20 protein-coding genes and 1 pseudogene are annotated in these 23,314 nt (G+C 71.5%); 13 read left to right on the forward strand and 8 right to left on the reverse strand.

All coding sequences use genetic code 11. From position 1 onward, the window contains the following. Nucleotides 1-394 precede the first annotated feature (394 nt). Entirely contained in the window at nt 395-676 is a 282-nt protein-coding gene (locus AB0I41_RS00240; protein WP_357099817.1) for an acyl carrier protein, read from the forward strand. Nucleotides 677-920: 244 nt separating this feature from the next. On the opposite strand, the gene AB0I41_RS00245 is transcribed toward AB0I41_RS00240, so the two are convergent. The 4 genes and pseudogenes from AB0I41_RS00245 to AB0I41_RS00260 form a co-directional block, all read right to left on the reverse strand. Further along, nucleotides 921-1,967, reverse strand: a complete 1,047-nt coding sequence (locus AB0I41_RS00245) for a ketoacyl-ACP synthase III family protein (RefSeq protein ID WP_357099820.1) — start codon at nt 1,965-1,967, stop codon at nt 921-923. Nucleotides 1,968-2,680: 713 nt separating this feature from the next. Then, complete coding sequence (locus tag AB0I41_RS00250) at nt 2,681-3,451, reverse strand: AfsR/SARP family transcriptional regulator (RefSeq protein ID WP_357099822.1); 771 nt, start codon at nt 3,449-3,451, stop codon at nt 2,681-2,683. Between the two features lie 406 nt (nt 3,452-3,857). Beyond that, a pseudogene (locus AB0I41_RS00255) lies at nt 3,858-4,010 on the reverse strand (IS5/IS1182 family transposase); the annotation flags it as partial. A gap of 190 nt (nt 4,011-4,200) precedes the next feature. Next, complete coding sequence (locus AB0I41_RS00260; RefSeq protein ID WP_357099825.1) at nt 4,201-4,698, reverse strand: ATP-binding protein; 498 nt, start codon at nt 4,696-4,698, stop codon at nt 4,201-4,203. 121 nt (nt 4,699-4,819) lie between these two features. Here AB0I41_RS00260 and AB0I41_RS00265 point away from each other — a divergent pair, with 121 nt between their 5' ends. From AB0I41_RS00265 to AB0I41_RS00295, 7 genes are all read left to right on the forward strand, one after another. Beyond that, a complete protein-coding gene (locus AB0I41_RS00265; RefSeq protein ID WP_357099828.1) occupies nt 4,820-5,353 on the forward strand; it encodes a hypothetical protein in 534 nt (177 codons plus the stop codon). A gap of 145 nt (nt 5,354-5,498) precedes the next feature. Next, a complete protein-coding gene (locus AB0I41_RS00270; protein ID WP_357099831.1) occupies nt 5,499-5,855 on the forward strand; it encodes a hypothetical protein in 357 nt (118 codons plus the stop codon). Between the two features lie 251 nt (nt 5,856-6,106). Continuing rightward, nucleotides 6,107-6,823 (forward strand): phospholipase, encoded by a 717-nt coding sequence (locus AB0I41_RS00275; RefSeq protein WP_357099834.1) that lies wholly within the window; start codon nt 6,107-6,109, stop codon nt 6,821-6,823. A gap of 141 nt (nt 6,824-6,964) precedes the next feature. Next, entirely contained in the window at nt 6,965-7,693 is a 729-nt protein-coding gene (locus tag AB0I41_RS00280; protein WP_357099837.1) for a nucleotidyltransferase domain-containing protein, read from the forward strand. A 386-nt stretch (nt 7,694-8,079) separates the two neighbouring features. Continuing rightward, on the forward strand, nt 8,080-9,900 hold the full coding sequence (locus AB0I41_RS00285) for a glycoside hydrolase family 3 N-terminal domain-containing protein (protein ID WP_357099840.1): 1,821 nt from the start codon (nt 8,080-8,082) through the stop codon (nt 9,898-9,900). A 10-nt stretch (nt 9,901-9,910) separates the two neighbouring features. Further along, nucleotides 9,911-11,218: a DUF1343 domain-containing protein gene (locus tag AB0I41_RS00290; RefSeq protein ID WP_357099843.1), complete on the forward strand. Its 1,308-nt coding sequence runs from the start codon at nt 9,911-9,913 to the stop codon at nt 11,216-11,218. Between the two features lie 11 nt (nt 11,219-11,229). Beyond that, nucleotides 11,230-13,053, forward strand: coding sequence for a serine hydrolase (locus AB0I41_RS00295; RefSeq protein WP_357099846.1), 1,824 nt, complete (start codon nt 11,230-11,232; stop codon nt 13,051-13,053). 228 nt (nt 13,054-13,281) lie between these two features. On the opposite strand, the gene iolD is transcribed toward AB0I41_RS00295, so the two are convergent. The 4 genes from iolD to iolC are packed head-to-tail and all read right to left on the reverse strand — an operon-like array spanning nt 13,282 to nt 17,892. After that, complete coding sequence (gene iolD / locus AB0I41_RS00300; RefSeq protein ID WP_357099849.1) at nt 13,282-15,126, reverse strand: 3D-(3,5/4)-trihydroxycyclohexane-1,2-dione acylhydrolase (decyclizing); 1,845 nt, start codon at nt 15,124-15,126, stop codon at nt 13,282-13,284. After that, entirely contained in the window at nt 15,126-16,028 is a 903-nt protein-coding gene (gene iolB, locus AB0I41_RS00305; RefSeq protein WP_357099852.1) for a 5-deoxy-glucuronate isomerase, read from the reverse strand. Before iolB ends, iolD begins: the two co-directional genes overlap by 1 nt. Further along, the gene (locus tag AB0I41_RS00310; protein WP_357099855.1) at nt 16,025-16,912 is read right to left on the reverse strand and encodes an aldolase; all 888 of its coding nucleotides are present in this window, start codon (nt 16,910-16,912) and stop codon (nt 16,025-16,027) included. The genes iolB and AB0I41_RS00310 overlap by 4 nt, the downstream gene beginning before the upstream one ends. Beyond that, the gene (gene iolC / locus AB0I41_RS00315) at nt 16,909-17,892 is read right to left on the reverse strand and encodes a 5-dehydro-2-deoxygluconokinase (RefSeq protein ID WP_357099858.1); all 984 of its coding nucleotides are present in this window, start codon (nt 17,890-17,892) and stop codon (nt 16,909-16,911) included. The genes AB0I41_RS00310 and iolC overlap by 4 nt, the downstream gene beginning before the upstream one ends. Nucleotides 17,893-18,078: 186 nt before the next feature. Here iolC and AB0I41_RS00320 point away from each other — a divergent pair, with 186 nt between their 5' ends. The 5 genes from AB0I41_RS00320 (at nt 18,079) to AB0I41_RS00340 (ending at nt 23,314) form a co-directional block, all read left to right on the forward strand. Then, nucleotides 18,079-18,816: a GntR family transcriptional regulator gene (locus tag AB0I41_RS00320; protein WP_357099861.1), complete on the forward strand. Its 738-nt coding sequence runs from the start codon at nt 18,079-18,081 to the stop codon at nt 18,814-18,816. 152 nt (nt 18,817-18,968) lie between these two features. After that, nucleotides 18,969-20,366: an extracellular solute-binding protein gene (locus tag AB0I41_RS00325; protein WP_357099864.1), complete on the forward strand. Its 1,398-nt coding sequence runs from the start codon at nt 18,969-18,971 to the stop codon at nt 20,364-20,366. Beyond that, nucleotides 20,341-21,288 carry a sugar ABC transporter permease gene (locus AB0I41_RS00330; RefSeq protein ID WP_357099868.1) on the forward strand — a complete coding sequence of 316 codons (948 nt, stop codon included), beginning with the start codon at nt 20,341-20,343 and terminating at the stop codon, nt 21,286-21,288. Before AB0I41_RS00325 ends, AB0I41_RS00330 begins: the two co-directional genes overlap by 26 nt. Then, nucleotides 21,285-22,169, forward strand: coding sequence for a carbohydrate ABC transporter permease (locus AB0I41_RS00335; protein WP_357099871.1), 885 nt, complete (start codon nt 21,285-21,287; stop codon nt 22,167-22,169). Before AB0I41_RS00330 ends, AB0I41_RS00335 begins: the two co-directional genes overlap by 4 nt. Then, complete coding sequence (locus AB0I41_RS00340; RefSeq protein WP_357099874.1) at nt 22,169-23,314, forward strand: ABC transporter ATP-binding protein; 1,146 nt, start codon at nt 22,169-22,171, stop codon at nt 23,312-23,314. The genes AB0I41_RS00335 and AB0I41_RS00340 overlap by 1 nt, the downstream gene beginning before the upstream one ends.

The raw sequence follows: 23,314 nt of genomic DNA on the forward strand, positions 1-23,314 counted from the left end.
GTTCTGTTGGGATGGCTGGTTGATCATGTAAATCGTCGACGGCTCGTTTCGTAAGCTTGTTCGTCGCTGGCTGGAAAGCGGCACAAACGCGGACGATCCTTCGGCATGTCCGTTCCAGCCCGGCTGTCGGCTCCTGTAACGATTTCCGGCTGTGCTCAAGGCCCGCAAATTGCTCCCACGGTGGCGGATGGAGCGGCCGACCCGGTGGGAACTGGCGCGGGCTGGGGCGCGGCCGCCTCGGCCGAGCCATTAGCGCCGCTTGAGGCTGGTCGGTGACAGTGGTCGTGTCGGCGTACCGGCCGTGCGAACAGCCAGCAGGTATCCGGTGGCCACCGGACGCAGAGGACCGGTGGCAGACCCGCGATGAACCCACCCCGAGGCGAGGAAGAGGCAGATGGCCTACGCAGAAACATATGCCGACATTGGTGACAAGCTGCTCCGCTTCATCCAGGACAACCTGCTCCCCGACGAACTGATGGCCGGTTTCGGGCCGGACACCCCACTGCTGGAGTCGGGCATCCTGGATTCGCTCAGCACAGCGAGGTTGTTGAATTTCATCCGCGACGAGTTCGGCACCACAGTGCCCCTGTCGATGATCGACGCGCTCAGCTTCGAGAACGTGGAGAGCATCGTCGCGATGATCGGAAGGATCGGGCCGGTGGGACGGTCCGATTGACCAAGCAGCGGCAGCCGATGGAATCCTGACCGCGCCGGAGCGGAAGCCCACGCGCGTGCAGTCCTTCGTCACCGTCGGCTGTGACGCGAACGCGTAGTGCTCGCACCGGGGATGCGTCGGCCACCGTACTGCCCGGGTCACCTGGCCGGTCCTTCGAGTCCGGAGGCCGGCACATCCCCGGTGCCGGCCCTCCGGGCCCAACGGGCCGGCGGCTTCGGTCGTCACGGGCTGCGACACGCTGGCCCTACCGGGACGGCGACCAGGACGGAAGATCGAGGATCTCCACGACCGCGGCCTTGTAGGTCGACCCCGGAGCGAAGCCGCACAGCAGGACGCGGTCACCCGGCACCAGTTGGCCTGTCGTCAGCAGGTGGTGGAGGGCGAGCATCTGATCACTCGCGCCGACGTGCCCGATGCTGCGGCCGAAGTCCCAGGTCGACTGCTCGATCGAGAACCCCAGCATGCCGACGTAGCTTCGCTGCTCCTCCTTCGACATGGTGTGGGTGATGATCTTTTTGATGTCGCCCGTCCGCACGTCCGCTTCGGCCAGCGTGCGCTGGATGCACTCGATGTTCCGCTGGATGTGGGTGATCGACATGATCGCGGCGGCCTCGGCGGTCACGCTCTTGCGGAACGCGTCATGCGTGCCGAAGAAGTCCACGGGCCGTCTGACGGTGACGCCGGGAGGAAACAGCGGCTCCCCACTTCGCCACGCTTCCTCCATCCCGGAGAAGGAGCCGCTGCATACCGACACCAACCGCGCGAAGCCGGGCTTCTTGGTCAGTACCACAGCACTCGCACCGTCCCCGAGCACCGTCAAGCCGGCCCCGGTCGCCCACCTGTTCATCAGCGGCGTACCGAAATTGTCGCTGGCCACGACGAGCGCGGCCTGATGCTTCTCGTCCGCGCGCAGCGAACCGACCGCCAACTCCATTCCGCTCAACATGCCGACGCAGCCGTGCTTGATCTCGATGGCCAGCGGCCTGTCGCCGACCAGGTGATGTTGGAGATAGAACTGCGGCTGCCAGGTGAGCGGGCCCTGGAACCAGACATTGGCGTAGACCAGGAGGGCGACCTCGACCGGCTGCACGTCGCAGTCCTTGAAGGCGCTCTGTGCCGCCCGCAACGCCATCTCCGGAGCTGGCGTGTCTCCCGCGATGGCAACGCTGGTGAACCCCTGGACCGTGGCGTCATCAGTGCGTAACAACCCTTGCTCGACTGCCGACTCGATGCTCTGCCTCTCGGGCAGTTCCACCCCGATCCCATTGATGAAGATGTCGCCCACGCGCATGTAGACCTCCTGTCGGTCGGAACTAGGTCATGCTGTCCCGCGCTGGTCGCAGCAGGCTGGAGCCGTGCTCGGCGCCGGCGGTGAGCGTGTTCCGACGGAACCATCGAGGTCGTAGGGTTCTGGTGCGGTCGGTTTCCCCAGCCGTCGGATGCCTGCCGGTCGCCTCGGCACGGGGACGCCGGCGACGACGAGGCGAACGTGGTGGAGCCCGCCGTCGGCATTCGGCCCGGGGGTTAGGGCGACCTAGGCGATCTGTTCCAAGGGGTACGGGGCAGCGAGAATGAGCGACCTGCCCAAGCAGCCCGGGTACAACAAGCGGCTGCGGCGTTGACCGGGCGGGTCCCGCACTTCATCCAGGTCCCCGCCCTGGACACCGCGACGCCGCCGCCGAACGGCAGTTGACCGAACGCGCCGTCACCATGACCCGCTCCGCGTACAAGACAGGGCAACCCCGACCCAGGCGAGCCCCTGCTCCGCGCTCTACGACAGACCATCGAGTCGGTCAACCCAACCTTCAGACCAGCTCAGCGGGAGCCAGCAGCGGACGGCATCCGACCGGAGGGCCGATCGAGCAGATCGTCGATCTCCGCGTAAAGTGCGGTCACGAGGATCTCCAGATCAGCGTCCACGAACAGCTCCGGCAGCTCGACGTCGGGTGAGCAGCCGGTCTTGGAACTTCGCCACGTCTACCCGCCAGCGACACACGCGCCGATCTAGGCGGCGGCGCAGACCTCCAGTTCGGGATCGCCCAGCAGGATTGCGCGTTGCAGGTCCTTGAGCATCCGGCAAGGCTCGAGACCCAGCTCGTCCTTCAGCACGGTTCGCAGGGACTGGTAGACGTTGAGTGCGTCGGCTTGGCAGCCGGACCGGTAGAGCGCAAGCATCAGCTGTCGACGGAACGCCTCGCGCAGCGGGTACTCCGTGGTCAGTGAGTAGAGGAAGCCGATGAACTGACGGTGCCGGCCGAGCAGGAGCGCGGCGTCGACCAACTCTTCGAGACACGCCAAGCGCGCCTGTTCGGCCCATCCGGCGAAGCTGTTCATCAGTGGGCCGTCGTGGAGACCGCCGAGCGCCGGGCCACGCCAGAGGTCCAGTGCTTCCTGAAAAGCGTTGTACGACTCCACGAGTTGTCCGGCACGGTGGTGGTTGCGTCCCTGCTGGATCATGCGTCGGAAGATGTGGACGTCGAGTTCGTGGGATCCCAAGCTCAGCAGGTAACCCTTCTGCGTCGTAAGGATCGGGCTGCGGCCGTGCGTTACCCGGGTGAGGAACTTGCGCAGTTGGGAAATGTAGACGTGCAGTCCTGCGGTCGCGCGCCGCGGTGGATTCTCTCCCCAGATCTCGATCATGAGCTGGTCCGTACCGACCACTCGGTCGGAGCGGATGAGAAGGGCGGCCAGCAGTATCTCTACCTTCCGCGCACTAACCGATGACGTCTTGTTTCCGTCGACCACCCGAATCGGCCCCAGCAGCTCGTACCTCATTGCTTGCGACCACCTCATCTTCGAACGTTGCCGCCGACCAACAAGCGGCGCTGCTGCTGCCCGGTGCAGGCGATCGGGGCGCGCCATCCTTCCGTACCGACGGCTGGCATGCATTTCCGGCAATGTCGCGACATTCACCATCAATGTATGAAGCTATACGACCACCCCGTCCCGCCGCCTACCACAGCCACGCCCAACGTGCGGAGTGGCATTGGCCCAGGATAGCCCCAGAAGAGGGTTAGGGGACCCCTAGACTCATCTCGATCTAGATCAATGTCTGCCGCGTCCACCGGAGTGGTATACGACTTGCCCGCGATGGGCGTGTTGCATGTATATCCGGCTTTTCTTGGTCGTTAACCCCGGCGGTCAGCACGACCGACAGCGGCTTCTGCCCCTGCTCACACCCCAGGTAAATTTTGGTGGTCAGCCCGCCGCGGGAGCGGCCCAGCGCATGGTCGGCCGGCTCCAGGTCGACCCCGCCCGGCGGCTCCCGCTGCTGGTCGCTGTCCCGGCGGGCGCCGGCGGCGTGCTGATGCGCCCGGCTGGTCGTGGAGTCCACGCCTTTCCAGCTCACGAATAGCCGCGTTAGCTGGACCTGATGTGCGCTCCATCGGAAGCGCGGTACGGGAGGACCGACGCAGGCGCGGCGATCGATGGGACCGCGGCACCACCCCGCCGCGCCGCCGACCCTGACGGCGGTGGAAGGTGGGTCCGTCGGCTCTCCCGGTTCCGGCGGCTGGGCCGGGGCGTCAGTGCGGGCTGTCTTCCGCGGGCTTTGACGTCGCGCCATCGACGATGGGCGGACGCTCGGCGGGGTTCAGGCATGCGGTCACGGTGGCGGTGACGCCGTGGGGTCCTCGGGTGAGGAGAAGACCGTCGCTCAACTGGTGGGCCAGCCACAGTCCGCGTCCGCCGGCGACATCGACGGCGGGCAGCCGCACGGGCAGACTTCCCGTGGCCGCTCCGTGGTCGCTGATCTCACAGATCAGCACGTCGTCCCGGCGTCGGAGGTCGACGTGGCCGTGGCCGCCGCCGTGGCGCACCGCGTTGGTGGCCAGTTCATGGACGGCGAGAACGAAGTCGTAGCCCTCGTCGCCCACGAGTCCCGCGCCACTCACCGCTGCCTGCAGCCGGTGACGCAGGGCGGTCAGGCTGGAGGCGGTGAAGTCCTCCGACATGAGGGCGGGAGCTGCGGCAGGCCGGGAGCTCACCAGTCCCGGGTCGAACGCCCCAGCGTCGTCGTTCACGCTCGCAGGTTACTCACCGTGGGAATTTCCGCGACCGTTGCGAGCAGACAACTATCCGCAGGTCCGAGGGCGGGCTGGTCCGCCCGCTCGTGTCCCGCCCCACATTCCCTGACGGGCGGCAGTGATCGGCGGTGGTCGCTGCGCGCTCGGCGTGCAGGGCGTGGTGGACCGGCTGGACGACCGGTTCAGGCTGCTCACCACCTCGCAGCGGGACATGCCGCCGCGGCAGCGCACGCTGACCGAGGTGATCGGCTGGAGCTGGGACCTGCTGACGGAGGCCGACCGACGGGTGCTGGCCCGGCTCGCGGTTTTCAGCGACGGCTGCACGCCGGAGGCGGCCGGGCAGGTGTGCCGGACCGATCTCGACGCGCTGGCCCGGCTGGTGGACCGTTCGCTGGTGGTGACGGACGACTCCGGCGCGAGCCCGCGCTACCGGCTGCTCGAGTCGGTCGCCGCGTTCTGCCTCGAACGTCTCGACGACGCCGACGACGTACGGGCGCAGCACGCGGCGTACTACACCGACCTGGCCGAACGCGCCGGCCCGGAGCTGCGCGGCGCCGACCAGCAGGAGTGGCTGGCCCGGCTCGACGCGGAGACGGCGAACCTGCGATCGGCGCTGGCCCATGGCGGCGGACTGGCCTGGCCAACGCCCTGAGCTGGTACTGGTTTTTGCGCGGCGGGCTCACCGAGGCGCGGCGGGCGCTGGCGATGCCCGGCGAGCCGGCCGAGGAGGCCCGCGCCGCGGCCTGGCGGGCCGGTTTCGCGCTGTTGCAGGGCGGCCAGATCACACCGGACGACCTGTGCGCCGCCCTGGCCGGCGCACCGACGGCAGGGCCACGTGGTTCGCCGCGAACGCGGTGATCGAGCGGGGCGACCTGGCACTGGCGTCGGAGCTGCTGCCCACCACCTTCGGCGACCCCTGGGCCGAGGCCGCGGTGCTCAGCTCGCGGGCCAAGCTCGCGCACGCCACCGGTGATCTGTTGGGCGCCGCGGCCGCCGCCCGGGAGGTCGCCCAGGCTCCGGCCGCCCCGGCGGTGGGCGACGAGACCGACCGGGTGAGCGCACGCCTGGTCGCCGCCCTCGGGCGGGAGCCCTTCGACGCGCTGGTCACCGACGGCAGGAGTCCGGGCCCGGGCGAGGCCGGGGCCCAGATCTGAGCGGCTGTCAGATTTGCTTCAGGCGCTCTTACGCGACTGCGAGTTCGCCCCGAGCGCGTGCCGCGAGGACGGCCATGGGCGGGACTCGAGCGGTGCGCACGTCGGGTTGCGGCACCTTGCCGAGACGGTGCGGCACCGCCGCTGCCACCGGCACGCTCCTGGCGGCTGGACGAGTTCCCGCGCCGGGTCGGGGTTGCCAGTCGCCTGACGGGGTAGCCCGCCGGACAGTCCCATCCGACGCGGAGGCACCCATGCCGAACATCCGGGAGACCGCACCACCGCATGAGCAGCCGGAGGAGAACTCCCGACACGGCCGCCTGACCGTGCAGCCCGGCCCACCGATCGCCGCTGTGGCCCGCACCGGCCTGGTGGCGTTCGAGGGGCAGGCCGGCGACCTGGTCGCCCAGGCCTACGTGCCGGGGCCGGCGGAAGACGGCCCGTACCGGCTGGCGCTGCTGCTGCACGGCGCCGGCGGATCGCCCCGGCAGGCCCTGGACCTGATGCTGACGGTCGCCGACGAACAGCGCCTGCTGCTCGTCGCGCCGCAGTCGGACGCCGCGACCTGGGACATGGTCGGTGTCGGCTTCGGCCCCGACGTGCGGCGCATCGACCGGGTGCTGCAGGAGATCGTCACCGGCTACCCGATCACCGGCATGCTGATCGGCGGGTTCTCCGACGGCGCGTCGTACGCGCTGTCGCTCGGGCTGATCAACGGCGACGTCTTCGACGCCGTCCTGGCCTTCTCCCCCGGCTTCGCCGCCCCGCTGGTCACCCACGGCCGGCCCCGCGTCTACGTCTCCCACGGCACCGCCGACCGGGTGCTGCCCATCGACCGGTGCAGCAGGTCCCTCGTGCCGCGCCTCCGCGCCCTCGGCTACGACGTCACCTACGACGAGTTCGACGGCGGGCACGACGTACCCGACAGCACCGTACGGCGCGCGGTGGACTGGCTGTACTCGACCGCCTGACCCATTCACGGAAATGCCGCCTCGATGTTCCCCGCCCGCCACTCACCCCCAGTTTCATATCAGTCCGCAGACCACATCGGCGATGGCCGTGGACGATGCCTGCCGTCTGTTTCGTGTGACAGGGAGCTCTAGTCTGCAGTCGTGGTGGTCTCGGTTCCGGTCGTCGCGGAGTTCGGCAGGCGACTGGCAGCGCTCGGGTGGGTCAGCGACCTGCTTGTCGCGGGATCTCTGGCGACTGGCGACTACATTCCCGGCGTCAGCGATCTCGACCTGGTCGCGCTTGTCGACGGTCCGGTCGATACGGGCCGACAGACGGCACTGACGAGGCTGCATCGCCACCTCGACGAGGGCGCCGGCTCTGGACTCGACCTCGGATGCGTCTACGTCGACGCCATGAGGCTCTCCGACATTCAGGTGGCGCACCCGACGTGGACGCACGGATCACTCGTCCAGCGCATCCTCTCCGGGATCACCAGGGCTGAGCTGGTCCGCGATGGGTACGCCGTTTTCGGCCGCTCACCGCGCGGTGTGCTTCCGCCGATGAGCGATGACGACGTCCGCGAGGCTGCTCGTGCTGAGCTGACTGGTTACTGGGCCTGGGCGGCGCGGCGTCCGTGGCTCTGGCTGGACCCCGTCATCGCCGATCTCGGCCTCACATCGATGGCCCGTGGCCGCCACGCGCTGAGCAACGGCGAACTCCTCACCAAGAGCCGGGCCGTCGAACGGGCCGACGCCCCGGCCTGGCTCGTCGATCAGCTGCGCGCCCGGCGCCGAGGCGACAAGCTCACCTCACCCCGTCTGCGAACGGCGATGATCGCCTGGCGGGACGCGCGCCGAACCACCGCCAGGGCACAGGCCGGCCATCCATGACCTGGCGGCATCTTGGCACCTGAGTGGACTGCGGGCTGGAAGCCCTCCGCGCCCTCGAGCAGCGCCGCTCCGATGTCATCTCCCAGCAACCCGCTTTCTCTCGACAGAGGAGCGAACCGAAGTCCCGGATGGACGCTTGCTCAACTCCCGGCGGAACCGCTGGGTGGTGCCGGCGGCGATGTCGACGCCGATCTACTCCGATCGACGGGTGCCCCGAGGTGACCCGGCGACGTACCAGCCGTGTGGTAGTGGCATCCACCCGGGCGTGCCTCAACCGGTCTGGGCGACACAATCCGCCCACGAGGAGCACCTTTGTAGCTAACCTTCTTGACGACCCATTGATCCGTAGCTAAGTTTCAGCCACCCGGACTGAGAGGTCGTCGTCCATGAAGACCCGACTCGTCACCGCGACCGTCCTGGTGGCCACCCTGGCGACCACCGTCGCGCCACTCCCCGTCCACGCCTCTGCCGCGCCCGCGCGCCCGCCCACCGGCGAGCAGGGCTGGGTCACCTCGACGTTGCGGCACATGAGCCTGGTGCAGAAGGTCGGGCAGCTCTTTTCCACCTACGTCTACGGCAGTGACGCCGCGGAGCCCACGGCCGCGGACCGCGCGGCGAACCGTGCCGCGTTCGGCGTGGAGACGCCGGCCGAGGTCGTCGAGCGCTACCACCTCGGCGGCGTCATCTACTTCTCGTGGTCGCACAACCTGGACAGTCCCCGTCAGATCGCCACTCTCTCCAACGGGCTTCAGCGGGTCGCGCTCGGGGACGGCGCGAAGGGCCGGGTGCCGCTGATCGTCTCCACCGACCAGGAGCAGGGCGCAGTGGTGCGGATGCCCGCTCCCGCCGCGCAGTTCCCCGGCTCGATGGCGCTGGGCGCCGGGCGCTCACCACGGGACGCGCGCACGGCGGCGGAGATCACCGGGCGCGAGCTGCGCGCGGTGGGCATCCACCAGCCGTACGCGCCGATCGCGGACGTCAACGTCAACCCGGGCAACCCGGTGATCGGCGTACGGTCCTTCGGCGCCGACCCCACCTTGGTGGCCGAGCTGACCGGCGCACAGGTCGCCGGGTTCCAGGAAGACGCCGGCGTGACCGCGGTGGCGAAGCACTTCCCCGGCCACGGCGACACGGCCACCGACAGCCACACCGGCCTGCCGGTGATCAACCACAGCCGGGCGGAGTGGGACCGGATCGACGCTCCGCCGTTCCGACGGGCGATCAGCGCGGGCGTCGAATCGATCATGACCGCCCACATCGTGATACCCGCGCTCGACTCCTCCGGCGACCCCGCGACGTTGTCGCCGACGATCCTCACCGGCGTGCTGCGCGGTGAACTCGGCTTCCGGGGAGTCATCGTCACCGACGCGCTGAACATGGCCGGCGTGCGGAAGAGGTACGGCGATGACCGGGTGCCCGTGCTGGCGCTCAAGGCCGGCGCCGACCAGCTCCTGATGCCACCGGACCTCGCGCTGGCGCGAGACGCGGTGCTGCGTGCCGTCGGCACCGGCGAGCTGACCGAGCGGCGGATCGACGAGTCGGTGCGGCGCATCCTCGGCATGAAGTACCGGCAGGGGTTGGCCCGGTCGCCGCTGGTCGACGTCGAGGAGGCGGTACGGACGGTCGGGGCACCCGGGCACCTCGCCGCCGTCGCCCAGGTCACGGATCCGACGATCACCGCGGTCCGCAACGACGCCGGGCTGCTGCCGCTGGCCCACGCGGACCGGTCGGTGCTGGTCACCGGCTGGGACAGTGCGGCCTTCGCTCCGGTCGCGACCGTCGCCGATGGGTTCACCGCCCGCGGCGCCCGGGCCACCGCCCGACCGGCGACCCTGCCGTCCGACGGGGTGATCGCCGCCACCGCCGCCCAGGCGGCCGCCCACGATCTCACTGTCGTGCTGGTGAACAAGGCGTGGGACACCGTCGTCACCGACCCGCGCGGCACTCAACAGCACCTCGTCGCGGCGCTGCTCCGTACCGGGAAGCCCGTGGTGGTGGTGGCGGTCCGGGACCCCTACGACATCGCGTACCTGCCGGGTGTGACCACCTACCTGGCGACCTACTCGTACACCCGGGCGGCGATGGACGCGCTCGTCCGCGCGCTGCACGGCGAGCTGTCCCCCAGGGGACGGCTGCCCGTCACGATCCCCACGGCCGAGGGCGCGGGCACCGTGCTCTACCCCTACGGCCACGGCCTGACCTGGTAGGAGGCAACCCATGCAGCGTAGGAATTTCCTCGCCGGCGCGGTCGGCACCGGAGTGCTCGGCGCTGGCGCGGGGGCGTTCGGCGCCGGCGGGGCCCTGGCGCCCGCGGCGGGCAGCCCCGGTGTCCGCCGGGTCCGGACCGGTCTGGACGAGCTGGTGGCCTCCGAGTTCGCCGTGCTCACCGGCCAGCGGGTCGGCGTCGTCTCGAACCCGACCGGCGTCGACGCGGCCTACCGGCACCTCGTCGACCTCATGCACGGTTCGGGCCAGGTCCGGCTGGCCGCGGCGTTCGGCCCGGAGCACGGCTTCCGCGGCTCGGCGCAGGCCGGGGGCAGCGAGGGCACCGGCGTCGACGCGCGCACCGGTATCCCGGTCTACGACGCCTACGGCGCCTCGCAGGCGCGATGGGAGAGCATGTTCACCGAGGCAGGGGTGGACACCGTGGTCTTCGACATCCAGGACGTCGGCGTCCGCTTCTACACCTACATCTGGACCATGTACACCTCGATGGTCGCCGCGGCCCGGGTCGGCAAACGCTACGTCGTGCTGGACCGCCCCAACCCGATCGGTGGGCGGGCCTACGGGCCGATGATGACCGCGCCGTACACCTCGGGGGTGGGCCTGAAGGAGATCGTCCAGCAGCACGGGATGACCGTCGGGGAACTGGCCCGGTTCTTCAACGGCACGTTCCTGCCCGCGGAAGCCGGCCGACCGGTCGACCTGCACGTGGTGCCGTGCCGGCACTGGAAGCGGGACCACCTCGCCGCCGACACCGATCTGCCCTGGGTGATGCCCAGTCCGAACATGCCCACCCCGGACACCGCGCTGGTCTACCCGGGTACCGGCCTCTTCGAGGGCGTCGCGTCGATCACCGAGGGCCGGGGCACCTGCCGCCCGTTCGAACTGGTCGGCGGCCTGGCGACCGACTTCGACCACCACTGGAGTGACCGCCTCAACGCCCGTGACCTGCCCGGAGTCGAGTTCCGCGAGGCGTACTTCGCACCGACCTCGGCCGGGCAGAAGCCGGCGCTGTTGAACAAGCTCTGTGCCGGCGTCGAGGTCAAGGTCGTCGACCGGGCGGTGTACGACCCGATCCGCACGGCGGTGGCGATGCTGGTGGAAGCCCACAAGTACCCGGCATTCGCCTGGCGGCGCGACTCCTGGGACCCCGTCCGCCCGTACTGGATCGACAAGCTCACCGGCTCGCCCCGCTTGCGGACGCAGATCGACGCCGGAGCCGACGTGGACGACGTCGTCGGCGCCTGGGCCGACGAACTGGCCGCCTTCACCCGCCAGCGCAAGCCCTACCTGCTCTACTGAGGAGTACGGCCATGACCACTTCCTCCCGCCGTCTGCTCCGTCCGCTCACGCTCCGCCGGCTCGCGCTCGGCCTGACCGTGGCCGTCCTGGGCACGACGGTGCCGGCCATCGGGGCCGCCGCCGCCGCGCCGCCCCCGGCCGACGCCGGACCGCCGGTCATCACCCCCGCCGACATCCAGTTTCGACACGACACGCTGCGGCCCGGCAGCGCCCGCGAGGTCGGCCTGCTCCCCGAGCACGTGGATCGCCTGCCCGCCGACCTGGCGGCATATCTCCAGCCGACGCCGGACCACCCCGGGTATCCCGCGTACGCCGGCGCGGTGGTCCTGGCGGCCAAGGACGGCGTGGTCGTGCAGCACGCCGCCGTGGGCACGGCGGTACGGTACGCCGCCGTCGGACCGCCGCCCGGGCTCGTCGGGGTGGAGCTTCCCGCCGACCAGCAGCTCCCGATGCGGCCCGACACCGTCTTCGACCTGGCGTCGGTGTCGAAGCTGTTCACGACGATCGTCACCATGCAGCAGGTCGAGCAGGGACGGGTCGACCTGGACGCCCCGGTCGCCCGGTACGTCCCGGAGTTCGCGGTCGGCGGCAAGGCGGCGGTCACCGTACGGATGCTGCTCACCCATACCTCAGGTCTGCCCGCCTTCACGGCACTGTGGAGCAGGTACCCGACGCCGGCCGAGCGGTTCGCCGCCGCGCTCGCCACGCCGCTCGCGGCCGGGGCGACGCCCGGTACCCGGTACGTCTACTCCGACCTCGGGCTGATCGCGCTCGGCGTGCTGGTGGAACGGGTGACCGGCCGGCCGTTGGCCGAGCTGGTCCACGACGGCGTCACGGTGCCGCTGGGCATGACCGACACCGGCTACAACCCGGGGCCGGAACGGCGAACGCGGATCGCCGCGACCGAGTACCAGCCGTACGCCGGGCGCGGCATGGTCTGGGGCGAGGTGCACGACGAGAATGCCTGGTCGCTCGGTGGCGTTGCCGGGCACGCCGGGGTCTTCTCCACCGCGGCGGACCTGGCCCTGCTCTGCCAGTCACTGCTCAACGGCGGCGAGTACCGCGGGCGGCGGATCCTGCGGGCGGAAACGGTGCGCGCGATGCTGGTCAACTACAACGCGCCGCTGGAGCCGGCCTATCCGGAGAGCGATCGCGGGCTCGGCTTCGAGCTCAACAAGCACTGGTACATGATGGGGCTCTCCTCCCCCGTGGCGTTCGGGCACACCGGCTTCACCGGCACGTCCATCGTCATCGACCCGCTCTCCCACTCGTTCGTCATCATGCTCAGCAACCGGGTGCACCCCGACCGCGGCTGGGGCAGCAACAACGTCGCCCGGCGGGCGGTCGCACGCGACCTCGCCGAGGCGATGCCGGTGCGGCCCCGGTCGGGCGCCGCCTGGCGGGCCGACCCGCGCGACCTCGCGACCGCCACGCTCACCGCCCCGCTGCGCCGGGTGACGCGGGGCGGAACCGCGAGTTTCCTGCTCTGGTACGACACCGAGCCCCGCTACGACAGCGCCCGGTTCGAGGTCTCGACTGACGGGGGACGGACCTGGGCTCCAGTGCGGATGCTGCTGCGCCACGGGGACCGGCGCTGGACCAGCGACGGCACCGTCACCGGCTACGGGGGACGGGTCTGGTGGCAGGTCTCGGTGGAGTTGCCCGACCAGGCGAGCCAGCTGCGGTGGAGCAGCACCACCGACGGCTCCGGCCAGGGTCGTGGGGTCTACGTCGACCAGGTCGTCGCGGTGGACCGGGACGGGCTGCTCTTCGAGGGCGAGGGCGTCGACGCCTCGCGGTTCGTCGCCGACGGGTGGTCCTCCGCCCACACCTGACCGGACGCGGTCGCCCGGTCCGTGGATCACACCGCGGCGACCGGGCGACCGCACTCCGGCCGGTGGTACCACCACCTTGCCCTCCCGTCGACCCGGGCCTCAGCGGCCCGGCACAGCCGGCGACTGTGCCGGGTACCAGGGCGAGCGGGTCCTCGCGGACGTGTCTTCGCTCCGGGGGTGGGTCCGACTCGCCGGCGTCACGCCCTGCGAACATCGTGGCCGAGAGCTTCAATCGTCCAGGTGGGTGCGACGAGCCTTGCACCCGGCCTCGTACGCGGCCCGGGCAGCCCGCGTCCGCGCGGTGGTGGAGACCGCGGCGACCGGCACGTCCCACCAGGCGCCGCCGTCCGGGCCGGCTTCGTACGGGTCGGTCTCGACGTGGATGACCGTGGTGCGCTCCGCCGCTCGGGCGGTCGCCAGCGCGGCCCGCAGCTGCGCCGTGGTGGCCACCCGGATCAGGTTCGCGCCGAGGCTCGCCGCGTTGGCGCCCAGGTCGACCGGGAGCCGGCCGCCGGCCCGGTCGCGGTAGGCGGTGCCGAGCCGCTGCGCGCCGACGTTCTCGGAGAGCCGGCCGATCGAGGCGAACCCCTGGTTGTCGACGAGCACGACGACCAGCTTCACCCCTTCCGCCACCGCGGTGACCAGCTCGCTCGGCAGCATGAGGTAGGAGCCGTCGCCGACCAGCACGAAGACCTCGCGGTCCGGCGCGGCCAGCTTGACGCCGATCCCGCCGGGGATCTCGTAGCCCATGCACGAGTAGCCGTACTCGACGTGGTAGCTCTTCGGGTCGGCGCTGCGCCACAGCCGGTGCAGGTCGCCGGGCATGGACCCGGCGGCGCAGACCACCACGTCCCGCGGCCCGGCGGCGTCGTTGACCGCGCCGATCACGGCGGTCTGGGTGGGCCGCGCGTCGGGGTCGGCGTGCCGGGCCCGGTCCGCCACGGCCGCCCACCGCTCGTTCAGCTGCGCCACCGACGCCCGGTACGCCGGCTCGGTGCCCCAGCCCGCACACGCCGCGTCGAGCGCAGTCAGGCTCTCCCGGGCGTCACCGACGACCTGCAGGCCGGCGAGCTTCGCGGCGTCGAAGCCGGTGATGTTGAGATTGACGAACCGGACGTCCGCGCCGAAGAGGGTGCCGGAGGCGGTGGTGAAGTCGCTGTAGCGGGTGCCCACCCCGATCACCAGGTCCGCGCCGGCCGCGATCTCGTTGGCGGCGGTGGTGCCGGTGACCCCGACGGCGCCGAGCGCGAGCGGGTGGTCGTACGGCAGGGCGCCGGTCCCGGCCTGGGTCTCGGCGATCGGCACCCCGTGCTCCTCGGCGAACCGGCGCAGCGCCTCGCACGCCCCGCTGTAGATCACCCCACCGCCGGCCACCACCAGCGGCCGGCGGGCCGCGGTGACGGCCCGGGCGGCCCGGGCGACGGCCGAGGAGTCGGGGCGGGGACGCGGCACGTGCCAGACCCGGTCGGTGAACAGCTCCGCCGGCCAGTCGTACGCCTCGGCCTGCACGTCCTGCGGCAGTGCGAGGGTGACCGCGCCGGTCTCCACGGGGTCGGTCAGCACCCGCATCGCGGCCAGCAGCGCCGCCGGCAACTGCTCCGGGCGGTTGATCCGGTCCCAGTAGCGGGAGACCGGCCGCAGCGCGTCGGTGACGCTGACGTCGTAGGAACGCGGATCCTCCAGCTCCTGGAGCACCGGGTTGGCCACCCGGGTGGCGAAGATGTCGCCGGGGAGCAGCAGCACCGGCAACCGGTTGACGGTGGCGCCGGCGGCGCCGGTGACCAGGTTCGTCGCGCCCGGGCCGATCGAGGTGGTGCAGGCCAGGGTGCTGAGCCGGTCGGTCATCCGGGCGTACGCCGCGGCGGTGTGCACCATGCCCTGTTCGGTGCGGCACAGGTGGTAGGGCAGCTCCGCGCCCGCCGGGCCGGCCAGCGCCTCGCCGATCCCCGCGACGTTGCCGTGGCCGAAGATGCCGAAGCAGGCCGGGATCAGCCGTTGCCGCGCCCCGTCGCGTTCGGACCACTGCCGGGCGAGGAAGGTCACCAGCGCCTGCGCCACCGTCAGTCTGGGCATCACGCCTCCCGCGGCGTCGGGCCGGTCAGCGGCAGCCGCGGGTCGACCGGCTGGTCCGCCCAGCTCCCGCGGATCCAGTGGTGCCGGGGATCGTCCACACAGGCCATCGTTCGCTCCGGGCCGGGCCCGGCCAGCACGTTGAGGTAGTAGAGGTGGTAGCCGGGCGCGGCCATCGAGGGCCCGTGGTAGCCGTACGGGACGAGCACCACGTCCCCGCCGTGCACCTCGGCGAGCAGGTCGATCGGCCGCCGGCTGGTGCCGTAGACGCGCTGGTAGCCGACCGGGCCGCCGGCGTCGCCGGGCACGCCGCCGGCCACCTCGAAGTAATAGATCTCCTCCAGCTCCGCCTCGACCCGGCCGTCGTCGTGGGTCCGGTTCTCCTCGTGCTTGTGTGGCGGGTAGGACGACCAGTTGCCGCCGGGGGTGAGCACCTCGACGGCGACCAGCCGGTCGCAGTCGAAAGCCTCCGGGGAGCAGAAGTTGTTGACCTGGCGGCTGGCCGGGCCGGCGCCGCGCAGCTCGACGGGCACGTCCGGGGCGGCGGCGTACCGGGGCGACAGCCGGCGGGTGGCGCGGGCCGACGGCAGGGCGAACCGGCCCTCGCCCCGCACCGTCACCGTGGCGTCCCGTGGCAGGTAGGCGAAGTCGGTGACCGCGGCGAAGACCGACGCGCGGCCAGCCAGGGCGAGCCGTACCCCGTCGCAGTGCACGGTCGCGGTGCCGGCCAGCGGCAGGACCAGCATCTCCTCGTCGCCGGTGTCGAAGGTGACCGCGCCGCCGGCGGGCAGGGTGAGCACCCGCAGGCCGGCGTACCGCCAGCCGGCCCGCTCGGGGGTGACCTCCAGCGCCCAGGGCGCGCGGGCGGTCGTGCCCCAGGGCAGGTGGGCCTCGGTACTCGTCACGCCTCCTGCCCGGTGGGGAGCAGCGATCCGGCCAGGTCCACGGCGGCGGCCACGTCGTCGTCCGGTGGGTAGAGCAGCGCCCGGCCGACCACCAGTCCGCGCACGCCGGGCAGCCGCAACGCGCGTTCCCACCGGGCGTAGACCACGTCCGGCGCCTCCACCGGGTCGCCGCCGAGCAGCAGGACCGGCAGGGTGGTCGCGGCGATCACCCGCTCCATCTCGTCGATCGCCGGCAGTTTCAACCAGGTGTACGCGGAGGTGGCGCCGAGGGCCTGGCCGACGCTGACGCCCTTGATGACCGCTTCGGGGCGCAGGTCGGCGTGTACCCGGCCGTCGGTGCGCGCCACCCAGAGCGGCTCGACGAGGGCGACCGTCCGGTGGGCGGCCAGCGCGGTGACCGCCCGGGCGCAGGCCTGCAGCGTCGGGGCGGTGCCCGGGTCGTCGGGGTCGATGCGGCAGAGCATCTTGCCGCCGTCGTAGCGCATGGCGGCGATGCTGTCCGCGTCGTAGGCGGTGAACCGGTCGTCGAGTTCGAAGGTGGCGCCGGAGAGGCCGCCGCGGTTCATCGAGCCGATGGCCAGGCGGTCCTCCAACGCACCGAGCAGCAGCAGGTCCTCCAGGATGTCCGGGGTGCCGAGCACCCCGTCGACGCCGGGCCGGGACAGCGCCAGGCGCAGCCGGTCGAGCAGGTCGGCGCGCCCGGCCATGGCCATCGGCCGGTCCCGGACGCCGAGGGCGCCGCGGGCGGGGTGGTCGGCGGCGATGATGAACAGCGGCCGCCCCTGGTCGGGCCACGGTCGGCGGGTCCGGCCGGCGGCAGCCTCGGCGATCGCCTGTGGCCGGTGGGCGCGGGTGAGGGTCAGCGCGTCGTATTCGGTGCTCACCGGTCTTCTCCTCCCACGGCGGCGGTCGGCGACGCCGGTTCCGACTGGACGGCACGGGCCAGCGCCGCGGTCTCGGCGTGGTCGGGCATGGCGGCGGAGCAGGCCAGGCGGGAGGCGACGATGGCGCCGGCGGCGTTGGCGAAGCGCAGCGTCCGCTCCAGCGGCCAGTCGCGCAGCAGCCCCAGGCAGAGCGCGCCGCCGAACGCGTCGCCGGCGCCGAGCCCGTTGACCACGGTCACCGGCACCGGCGGCACCCGGACGGTCCCGGCGCGGGTGCGGGCCAGCACCCCGGCGGGCCCGAGCTTCACCACCGCCAGCCGGGGCCCGCGGTCGAGCAGCAGCCCGGCGGCCCGCTCGGGGTCCCGGGTGCCGACGGCGATCTCCACCTCGTCGAGGTTGCCGACGGTCACGGTGACCTGCGGCAGCGCCTCGGCGATCGCGGCGGTGGCCGCCGCCGGGTCGGGCCAGAACATCGGCCGGTAGTCCAGGTCGAGCACGGTGTGCGGGCGCCCGCCGCGGACGGCCAGCGCGGCCGCGTGGGCGTCGCGGCTCGGCTGCTGGCACAGGCCGGTGCCGGTGAGCCAGAAGACCCGGGCCGCGGCGATCGCGTCGGCGTCGAGTTCCTCGGGGCGGATCTGCAGGTCGGGGGCGGTCGGGGTGCGGTAGAACCAGAGCGGGAAGTCGTCCGGTGGGAAGATCTCGCAGAAGGTCACCGGGGTGGGCAGTCCGTCGACCGGGTGAACCTGGCTGTCGTCGACGTCGAAGTCGCGCAGCGCCCGGTGCACGTACTCGCCGAACGCGTCGGCGCCGGTGCGGGTGATCACGCCGGCGCGCAGCCCCTGGCGGCTCGCGGCGACGGCCACGTTGGTGGGACTGCCGCCGAGGAACTTGCCGAACGTCTCGACCTCGGCCAGCGGCGTGCCGATCTGCAACGGATAGATGTCCACCCCGACCCGGCCGATGGTGAGCACATCGAGCATGCGGCGTCCTTCGTCCCGGCCGGCGACGCCGTGCCCGCCAGCCCTGTCCCTGATTGGTAACAGCGTTCTACGAGTTCTGTCAATGTGTTGTCATGACATCCGCTCTCCTCGGTCGGTGACCGCTTCGGTACAGTGGCGCCCATCATCGTGCCCCGAGATCCCGCGTGTGCCCAGCGAGGAGGTGCCGTGACCGGCCCCGAGATCGCGGTCGACCGGAGCAGCCCGGTCCCGCTCTACTTCCAGGTCGCGGAGCAGTTCGCCGCGGCGATCCAGCGCGGAGACCTGGCGCCGGGCGACCGGCTGGACAGCGAGGTGCAGCTCGCCGACCGGCTCGGGTTGTCCCGTCCGACGGTGCGCCAGGCGATCCAGCACCTGGTCGACAAGGGACTGATCGTGCGCCGGCGCGGGGTGGGCACCCAGGTGACGCGCGGTGAGGTGCGCCGGGCGGTGGAGCTGACCAGCCTCCACGACGATCTGCTGCGCGCCGGCCAGCGGCCGTCGACCTCGGTGCTCGAGCTGGCCACCGTGCCCTGCCCGGCCGACGTCGCCACCGCGCTCGGCGTACCGGCGGGCGGCGAGGTGCAGCACCTGCGCCGGCTGCGGTTCTCCGACGGGGAGCCCCTCGCGGTGATGGAGAACTGGCTACCGCCCGACCTGGTGCGGCTCAGCATGGACGCGCTGCAGGCCAAGGGCCTGTACGCGATCCTGCGCGCCGGCGGCATGCGCATCCGTGGCGCCCACCAGCGGATCGGCGCGCGGGCGGCGACCGCGGCGGAGGCGCAGATGCTCGGCGAGCGGCGGGGCGCGCCGCTGCTCACCATGACCCGCACCGCGTACGACGACCAGGGCCGCTACGTGGAGCACGGCGCGCACATCTACCGGGCCAGCCGTTACTCCCTTGAGGTGACCGTCGCCGAGCGGTGACGGTGAATGTTTCGTGCTCATTTCAGTGACAGGTATTTACGTCGTCAGGCTGTCATGACATTGTGGCCGCAAGCACCGCCGGCGGCGGACGTGCGGCCGGCGGGCGACCCGCGAGTCTCTTCGAAGTCTCTCCTTGCGAAGGGAAGCAGCCCATGTCAGCCAAGCCGAGACACGCAGCGGGCGTGCTCGCCGCGCTCACCGCCGTTGCCCTCGCCGCCACCGCCTGCGGCGACTCGTCCGAGCCCGCCGGCAAGGACGCCAAGAACATCACCCTCACCATCGCCGCCAACTCCATCGTCGGCGGCAAGAACTCCGCCGGCGCGGAGTGGATCGAGAAGTGGGTCATCCCCCGGTTCGTGGAGGCGCAGAAGGCCAAGGGCGTCACCGCCAAGGTGACGTTCGTGCCCAGCGGCGTCGACGACGAGCAGTACAAGACCAAGCTGGCTCTGGACCTGCGGTCCAAGGGCGGCGCCGACGTCATCGCCGTGGACGGCATCTGGGTGGGCGAGTTCGTCCAGGCCGGCTACCTCAAGCCGCTGTCCGAGGTGGCCGGCGACCAGGCCGACTCCTGGGAGGGCTGGTCGCAGATCCCGGAGACCGTGCAGGGCCTCGGCAGCTTCGAGGACAAGCGCTACGGCATCCCGCTCGGCACCGACGGCCGGGTCCTCTACTACAACAAGAAGCTCTTCGCCCAGGCCGGCCTGCCCGCCGACTGGCAGCCCAGGAGCTGGCAGGAGATCCTCGACGCCGGCGCCAAACTCAATGCTCTGCCCGGGGTGACGCCGATCCAGATCAACGCCGGCACGGCGATGGGCGAGGCCACCTCCATGCAGGGCGCGCTGCCGCTGCTGGTCGGTGCCGGCGGCCAGATCCACACCGACGGCAAGTGGGCCGGGGCCAGCCAGCCGGTCAAGGACATGCTCGACTTCTACACCAAGATCTACGGCGGCGGCCTGGGCGACCCCAAGCTGCAGCAGGAGGCGAAGGGGCGCGACAAGTCCTTCGCGGAGTTCGCCGCTGGCAAGATCGGCATCCTGGCCGAGGGCGACTACTTCTGGCGCAGCGTCGTCAACCCGAGCACCGGCATCGCCAAGATGGCCGACCGGGACACCACCGTCGGGTACGCGATGATCCCCGCCAAGCAGCCCGGCGCCGGCATCCGCGGGCAGGACTTCGTCAGCATGTCCGGTGGCGGCGTACGGGTGCTCAACCCCCACTCCAAGTACCCGTCGCAGGCGTGGGAGCTGCTGTCGTTCATGCACTCGGCGGAGGGGGTCAAGGCCGAACTCGCCGGCGAAAAGCGGATCACCGCGCGGATGGACGTCAACAAGGAGGTGCTGGCCGGCGACCCGATGCTGACCTTCATCACCGAGAAGGTCCTGCCGGTCACCGCGTACCGGCCGCCGCTGGCGGTGTACCCGCAGGTGTCGGTGGCGCTGCAGGAGGCGACCGCCGCCGCCGCGTCGGGCAGGAGCGCCGACGAGGCGGCCACCGCGTACCAGAAGAAGGTGGAAGGGATCGTCGGTGGCCCAGGTAACGTCACCTCCTGACGAGGTGGTGGAGGGGAGGCGGCCGGACCCGGGCGCCTCCCCGGCCCCCGACGCCGCCGGGCTGGGCCGGGCCCGGGCGACCGGGTTCCTCGTGCCGGCCATGGTGCTCATCCTGGTCTTCCTCGTGGTGCCGGCCGCCTGGACGATCTACCTGGGCGTCACGAACTACCGGCTGACCGGCCTGGCCGCCGCCAATCCGGAGTTCGTCGGCCTGGACAACTACACCCGCGCGCTGGGCGACGAGCGGTTCCGCTCCTCGCTGCTGCTGACCCTGCAGTTCGTGCTCGGCTCGGCGGTCATCGGCCAGGCCGGGCTCGGCTTCGCCATCGCCTTCGCGTTGCGCGACCGCCGCGGTCCGCTGCGCCGGGTGGTCGAGGCGTTCGTGCTGCTGTCCTGGATCCTGCCCAGCTCGGTGGTCGCGTTCCTGTGGATCGCCCTGCTCGACCGGGACGGCGGCACCCTCAACGCGCTGCTCGGCCTCCCGGGCACGGCCTGGCTGCTCGACCACCCGATGCTGTCGATCATCATCTTCAACACCTGGCGCGGCACCGCGTTCTCGATGATGCTCTACGCCGCCGCGCTGGAGAACGTGCCCCGCTCACACCTGGAGACCGCCCGGCTGGCCGGCGCGTCGACCTGGCAGCAGCTGCGCGACGTGGTCCTCCCCCGCATCCGCGGGCACGTGCTGACCAACCTGCTGCTGATCAGCCTGTGGACGTTCAACGACTTCTCACCGTTCCTCATCACCGCCGGCGGTCCCGAGCAGCGCTCGGAGATCCTGCCGGTCTACGTCTACAAGGTGGCGCTCTCCGGCGGTGAACTGGGCTTCGGCGCCGCGATCTCGTTCATCATGCTGCTGATCAACCTGGTCATCGCGCTGGTCTACCTGCGCATGCTGGGCCGGCGGAAGGAGGCGGCGTGAGCAGCGCGACCACCACCGCGCCCGCGCCGCCGACGGACCCGGCGCACGACGGGGCCAGCAGCGCCGTACGCCACCTGCTCGCCCGGATCGGCCGCTACGTCTTCCTCTGCGCCGTCCTCGGGTTCTTCGCGCTGCCGCTGCTCTGGCTGGCGACCGCCCCGTTCGACGACACCCCGACGATCACCGCGTCGCTGCCGCAGTTCACCCTGGACAACTTCCGCGCCCTGCTCGACAACCCGTACGCGCTGAGCTCGCTGCTCAACTCCGTCTACCTGGCCGCCGGCACCGCGGCGCTGGTGGTGACGTTCGCGGCGCTGGCCGCGTACGCGCTGAGCCGGGTCCGGGTGCCCGGCCGCGACGCGCTGCTCTACGGGCTGCTGCTGCTCTCGTCGATCGTGACCGGTACGGCCACCATGGTGCCGCTGTTCGAGCTGGCGTTCCGGCTCAACCTGATCGACTCCCGGCTCGGGGTCATCCTGATCCTCACCGGCGGGCTGCTGCCCGCGGCGATCTTCATCCTGAAGGACTTCATGGACGCCACCCCGACCTCCTACGAGGAGTCCGCGCGGGTCTTCGGCGCCAGCCCCTTGCAGATCATGCGGCACATCGTGGTGCCGGTGGTGCGCCCCGGCCTGGCCACCGTCGGGGTGTGGGCGGTCGCCAACGTGTGGGGCAACTTCCTGGTGCCGTTCCTGCTGCTGCGCGGGCCGGAGAAGGCCCCCGCCGCGGTGATCATGTACACCCTCTACACCGAGGGCGGTCAGGCGGACCTGCGGTTGCTCTCCACGTTCTCGCTGCTCTACTCGCTGCCGGTGGCACTCATGTTCGTCTTCGTCAGCAGCCGGTACGGATTCCGCTTCCACGGAGGGATCAAGCGCTGATGTCCGCCATCACCATGCGCGAGCTGACCAAGGTCTACCCCAACGGGGTGCGGGCCCTGGACGCCCTCGAACTGGAGATCGCCGACGGCGAGTTCTTCGCGCTGCTCGGCCCGTCCGGCTGCGGCAAGACCACCCTGCTGCGCACCATCGCCGGGCTGGAGGTGGCCTCCGGCGGCAGCGTGCGCATCGGCGACCGCACCGTCACCAACCTGCCGCCCGGGAAGCGGGACGTGGCGATGGTCTTCCAGGACTACGCGCTCTTCCCGCACATGACCGTGCAGGACAACATCGCCTACCCTCTGCGGATCAAGAAGGTGGACCGGCGCGGCCGCGCCGAGAAGGCGGCGCAGACCGCCGACGAGCTGGGCCTGTCCGCGCTGCTGCAACGCCGCCCGGGGCAGCTGTCCGGCGGGCAGCAGCAGCGGGTCGCGCTCGCCCGGGCGATGGCCTGCCACCCGCAGGTCTTCCTCCTCGACGAACCGCTGTCCAACCTCGACGCCCGGCTGCGGCTGGAGGCGCGCACCTTCCTCAAGCGGCTGCAACGCGAACTGGGCGTCACCACCGTCTTCGTCACCCACGACCAGGCCGAGGCACTGGCCCTCGCCGACCGGATCGCCGTCATGGAGGGCGGCCGGATCCGGCAGGTCGGCACCCCGACCGAGGTGTTCCGCCGCCCCGCCAACACCTTCGTCGCCGGGTTCATCGGATCCACCCCGATGAACCTGGTCGACGCCGAGGTGCACGACGGCGAACTGGCCGTCGCCGGCACGCGGCTGCCGGTGCCGGAGGACGTCCGGGACCGGGTGAGCTCCGGCGAGAAGCTCGTCTACGGGGTACGTCCCGAGTACCTGGACTACTCCGCCGAGCCGGTGCCGGGGGCGCTGAGCGGGCAGGTGGTCGTGGTGGAGAACCTGGGCAGCTTCTCGCTGGTCTCCCTCGACCTGCCGAGCGGGGACGCCGCCGGGACCCCGGGGACCAGCCTCCAGGTCGTCGTGCCCGAGGGGCGCGAACCCGAGCCCGGCGACACCGGCTGGGTGGTGCCGCGGCCCGGGCGGTCGCTGCTCTACCGGGACGGCGAGCTGGTACGCGGCGTGGCGGCGCCGTCCGTGCCCGCCGCGCGTACCGGCGCCGGCGCGGAGCGGTGA

Origin of the sequence: Micromonospora sp. NPDC050200, assembly GCF_040656135.1 — a bacterium.
Classification (GTDB): Bacteria; Actinomycetota; Actinomycetes; order Mycobacteriales; family Micromonosporaceae; genus Micromonospora.

Bases quoted from the DNA above. Each gene is read 5' to 3' on its own strand.
- AB0I41_RS00295 (WP_357099846.1), top strand. From the start codon at position 11,230: ATGACCACTTCCTCCCGCCGTCTGCTCCGTCCGCTCACGCTCCGCCGG.
- iolD (WP_357099849.1), bottom strand. From the start codon at position 15,126: ATGCCCAGACTGACGGTGGCGCAGGCGCTGGTGACCTTCCTCGCCCGG.
- AB0I41_RS00250 (WP_357099822.1), bottom strand. From the start codon at position 3,451: ATGAGGTACGAGCTGCTGGGGCCGATTCGGGTGGTCGACGGAAACAAG.
- AB0I41_RS00245 (WP_357099820.1), bottom strand. From the start codon at position 1,967: ATGCGCGTGGGCGACATCTTCATCAATGGGATCGGGGTGGAACTGCCC.
- AB0I41_RS00290 (WP_357099843.1), top strand. From the start codon at position 9,911: ATGCAGCGTAGGAATTTCCTCGCCGGCGCGGTCGGCACCGGAGTGCTC.
- AB0I41_RS00275 (WP_357099834.1), top strand. From the start codon at position 6,107: ATGCCGAACATCCGGGAGACCGCACCACCGCATGAGCAGCCGGAGGAG.
- iolC (WP_357099858.1), bottom strand. From the start codon at position 17,892: ATGCTCGATGTGCTCACCATCGGCCGGGTCGGGGTGGACATCTATCCG.
- AB0I41_RS00285 (WP_357099840.1), top strand. From the start codon at position 8,080: ATGAAGACCCGACTCGTCACCGCGACCGTCCTGGTGGCCACCCTGGCG.
- AB0I41_RS00340 (WP_357099874.1), top strand. From the start codon at position 22,169: ATGTCCGCCATCACCATGCGCGAGCTGACCAAGGTCTACCCCAACGGG.
- AB0I41_RS00325 (WP_357099864.1), top strand. From the start codon at position 18,969: ATGTCAGCCAAGCCGAGACACGCAGCGGGCGTGCTCGCCGCGCTCACC.
- AB0I41_RS00240 (WP_357099817.1), top strand. From the start codon at position 395: ATGGCCTACGCAGAAACATATGCCGACATTGGTGACAAGCTGCTCCGC.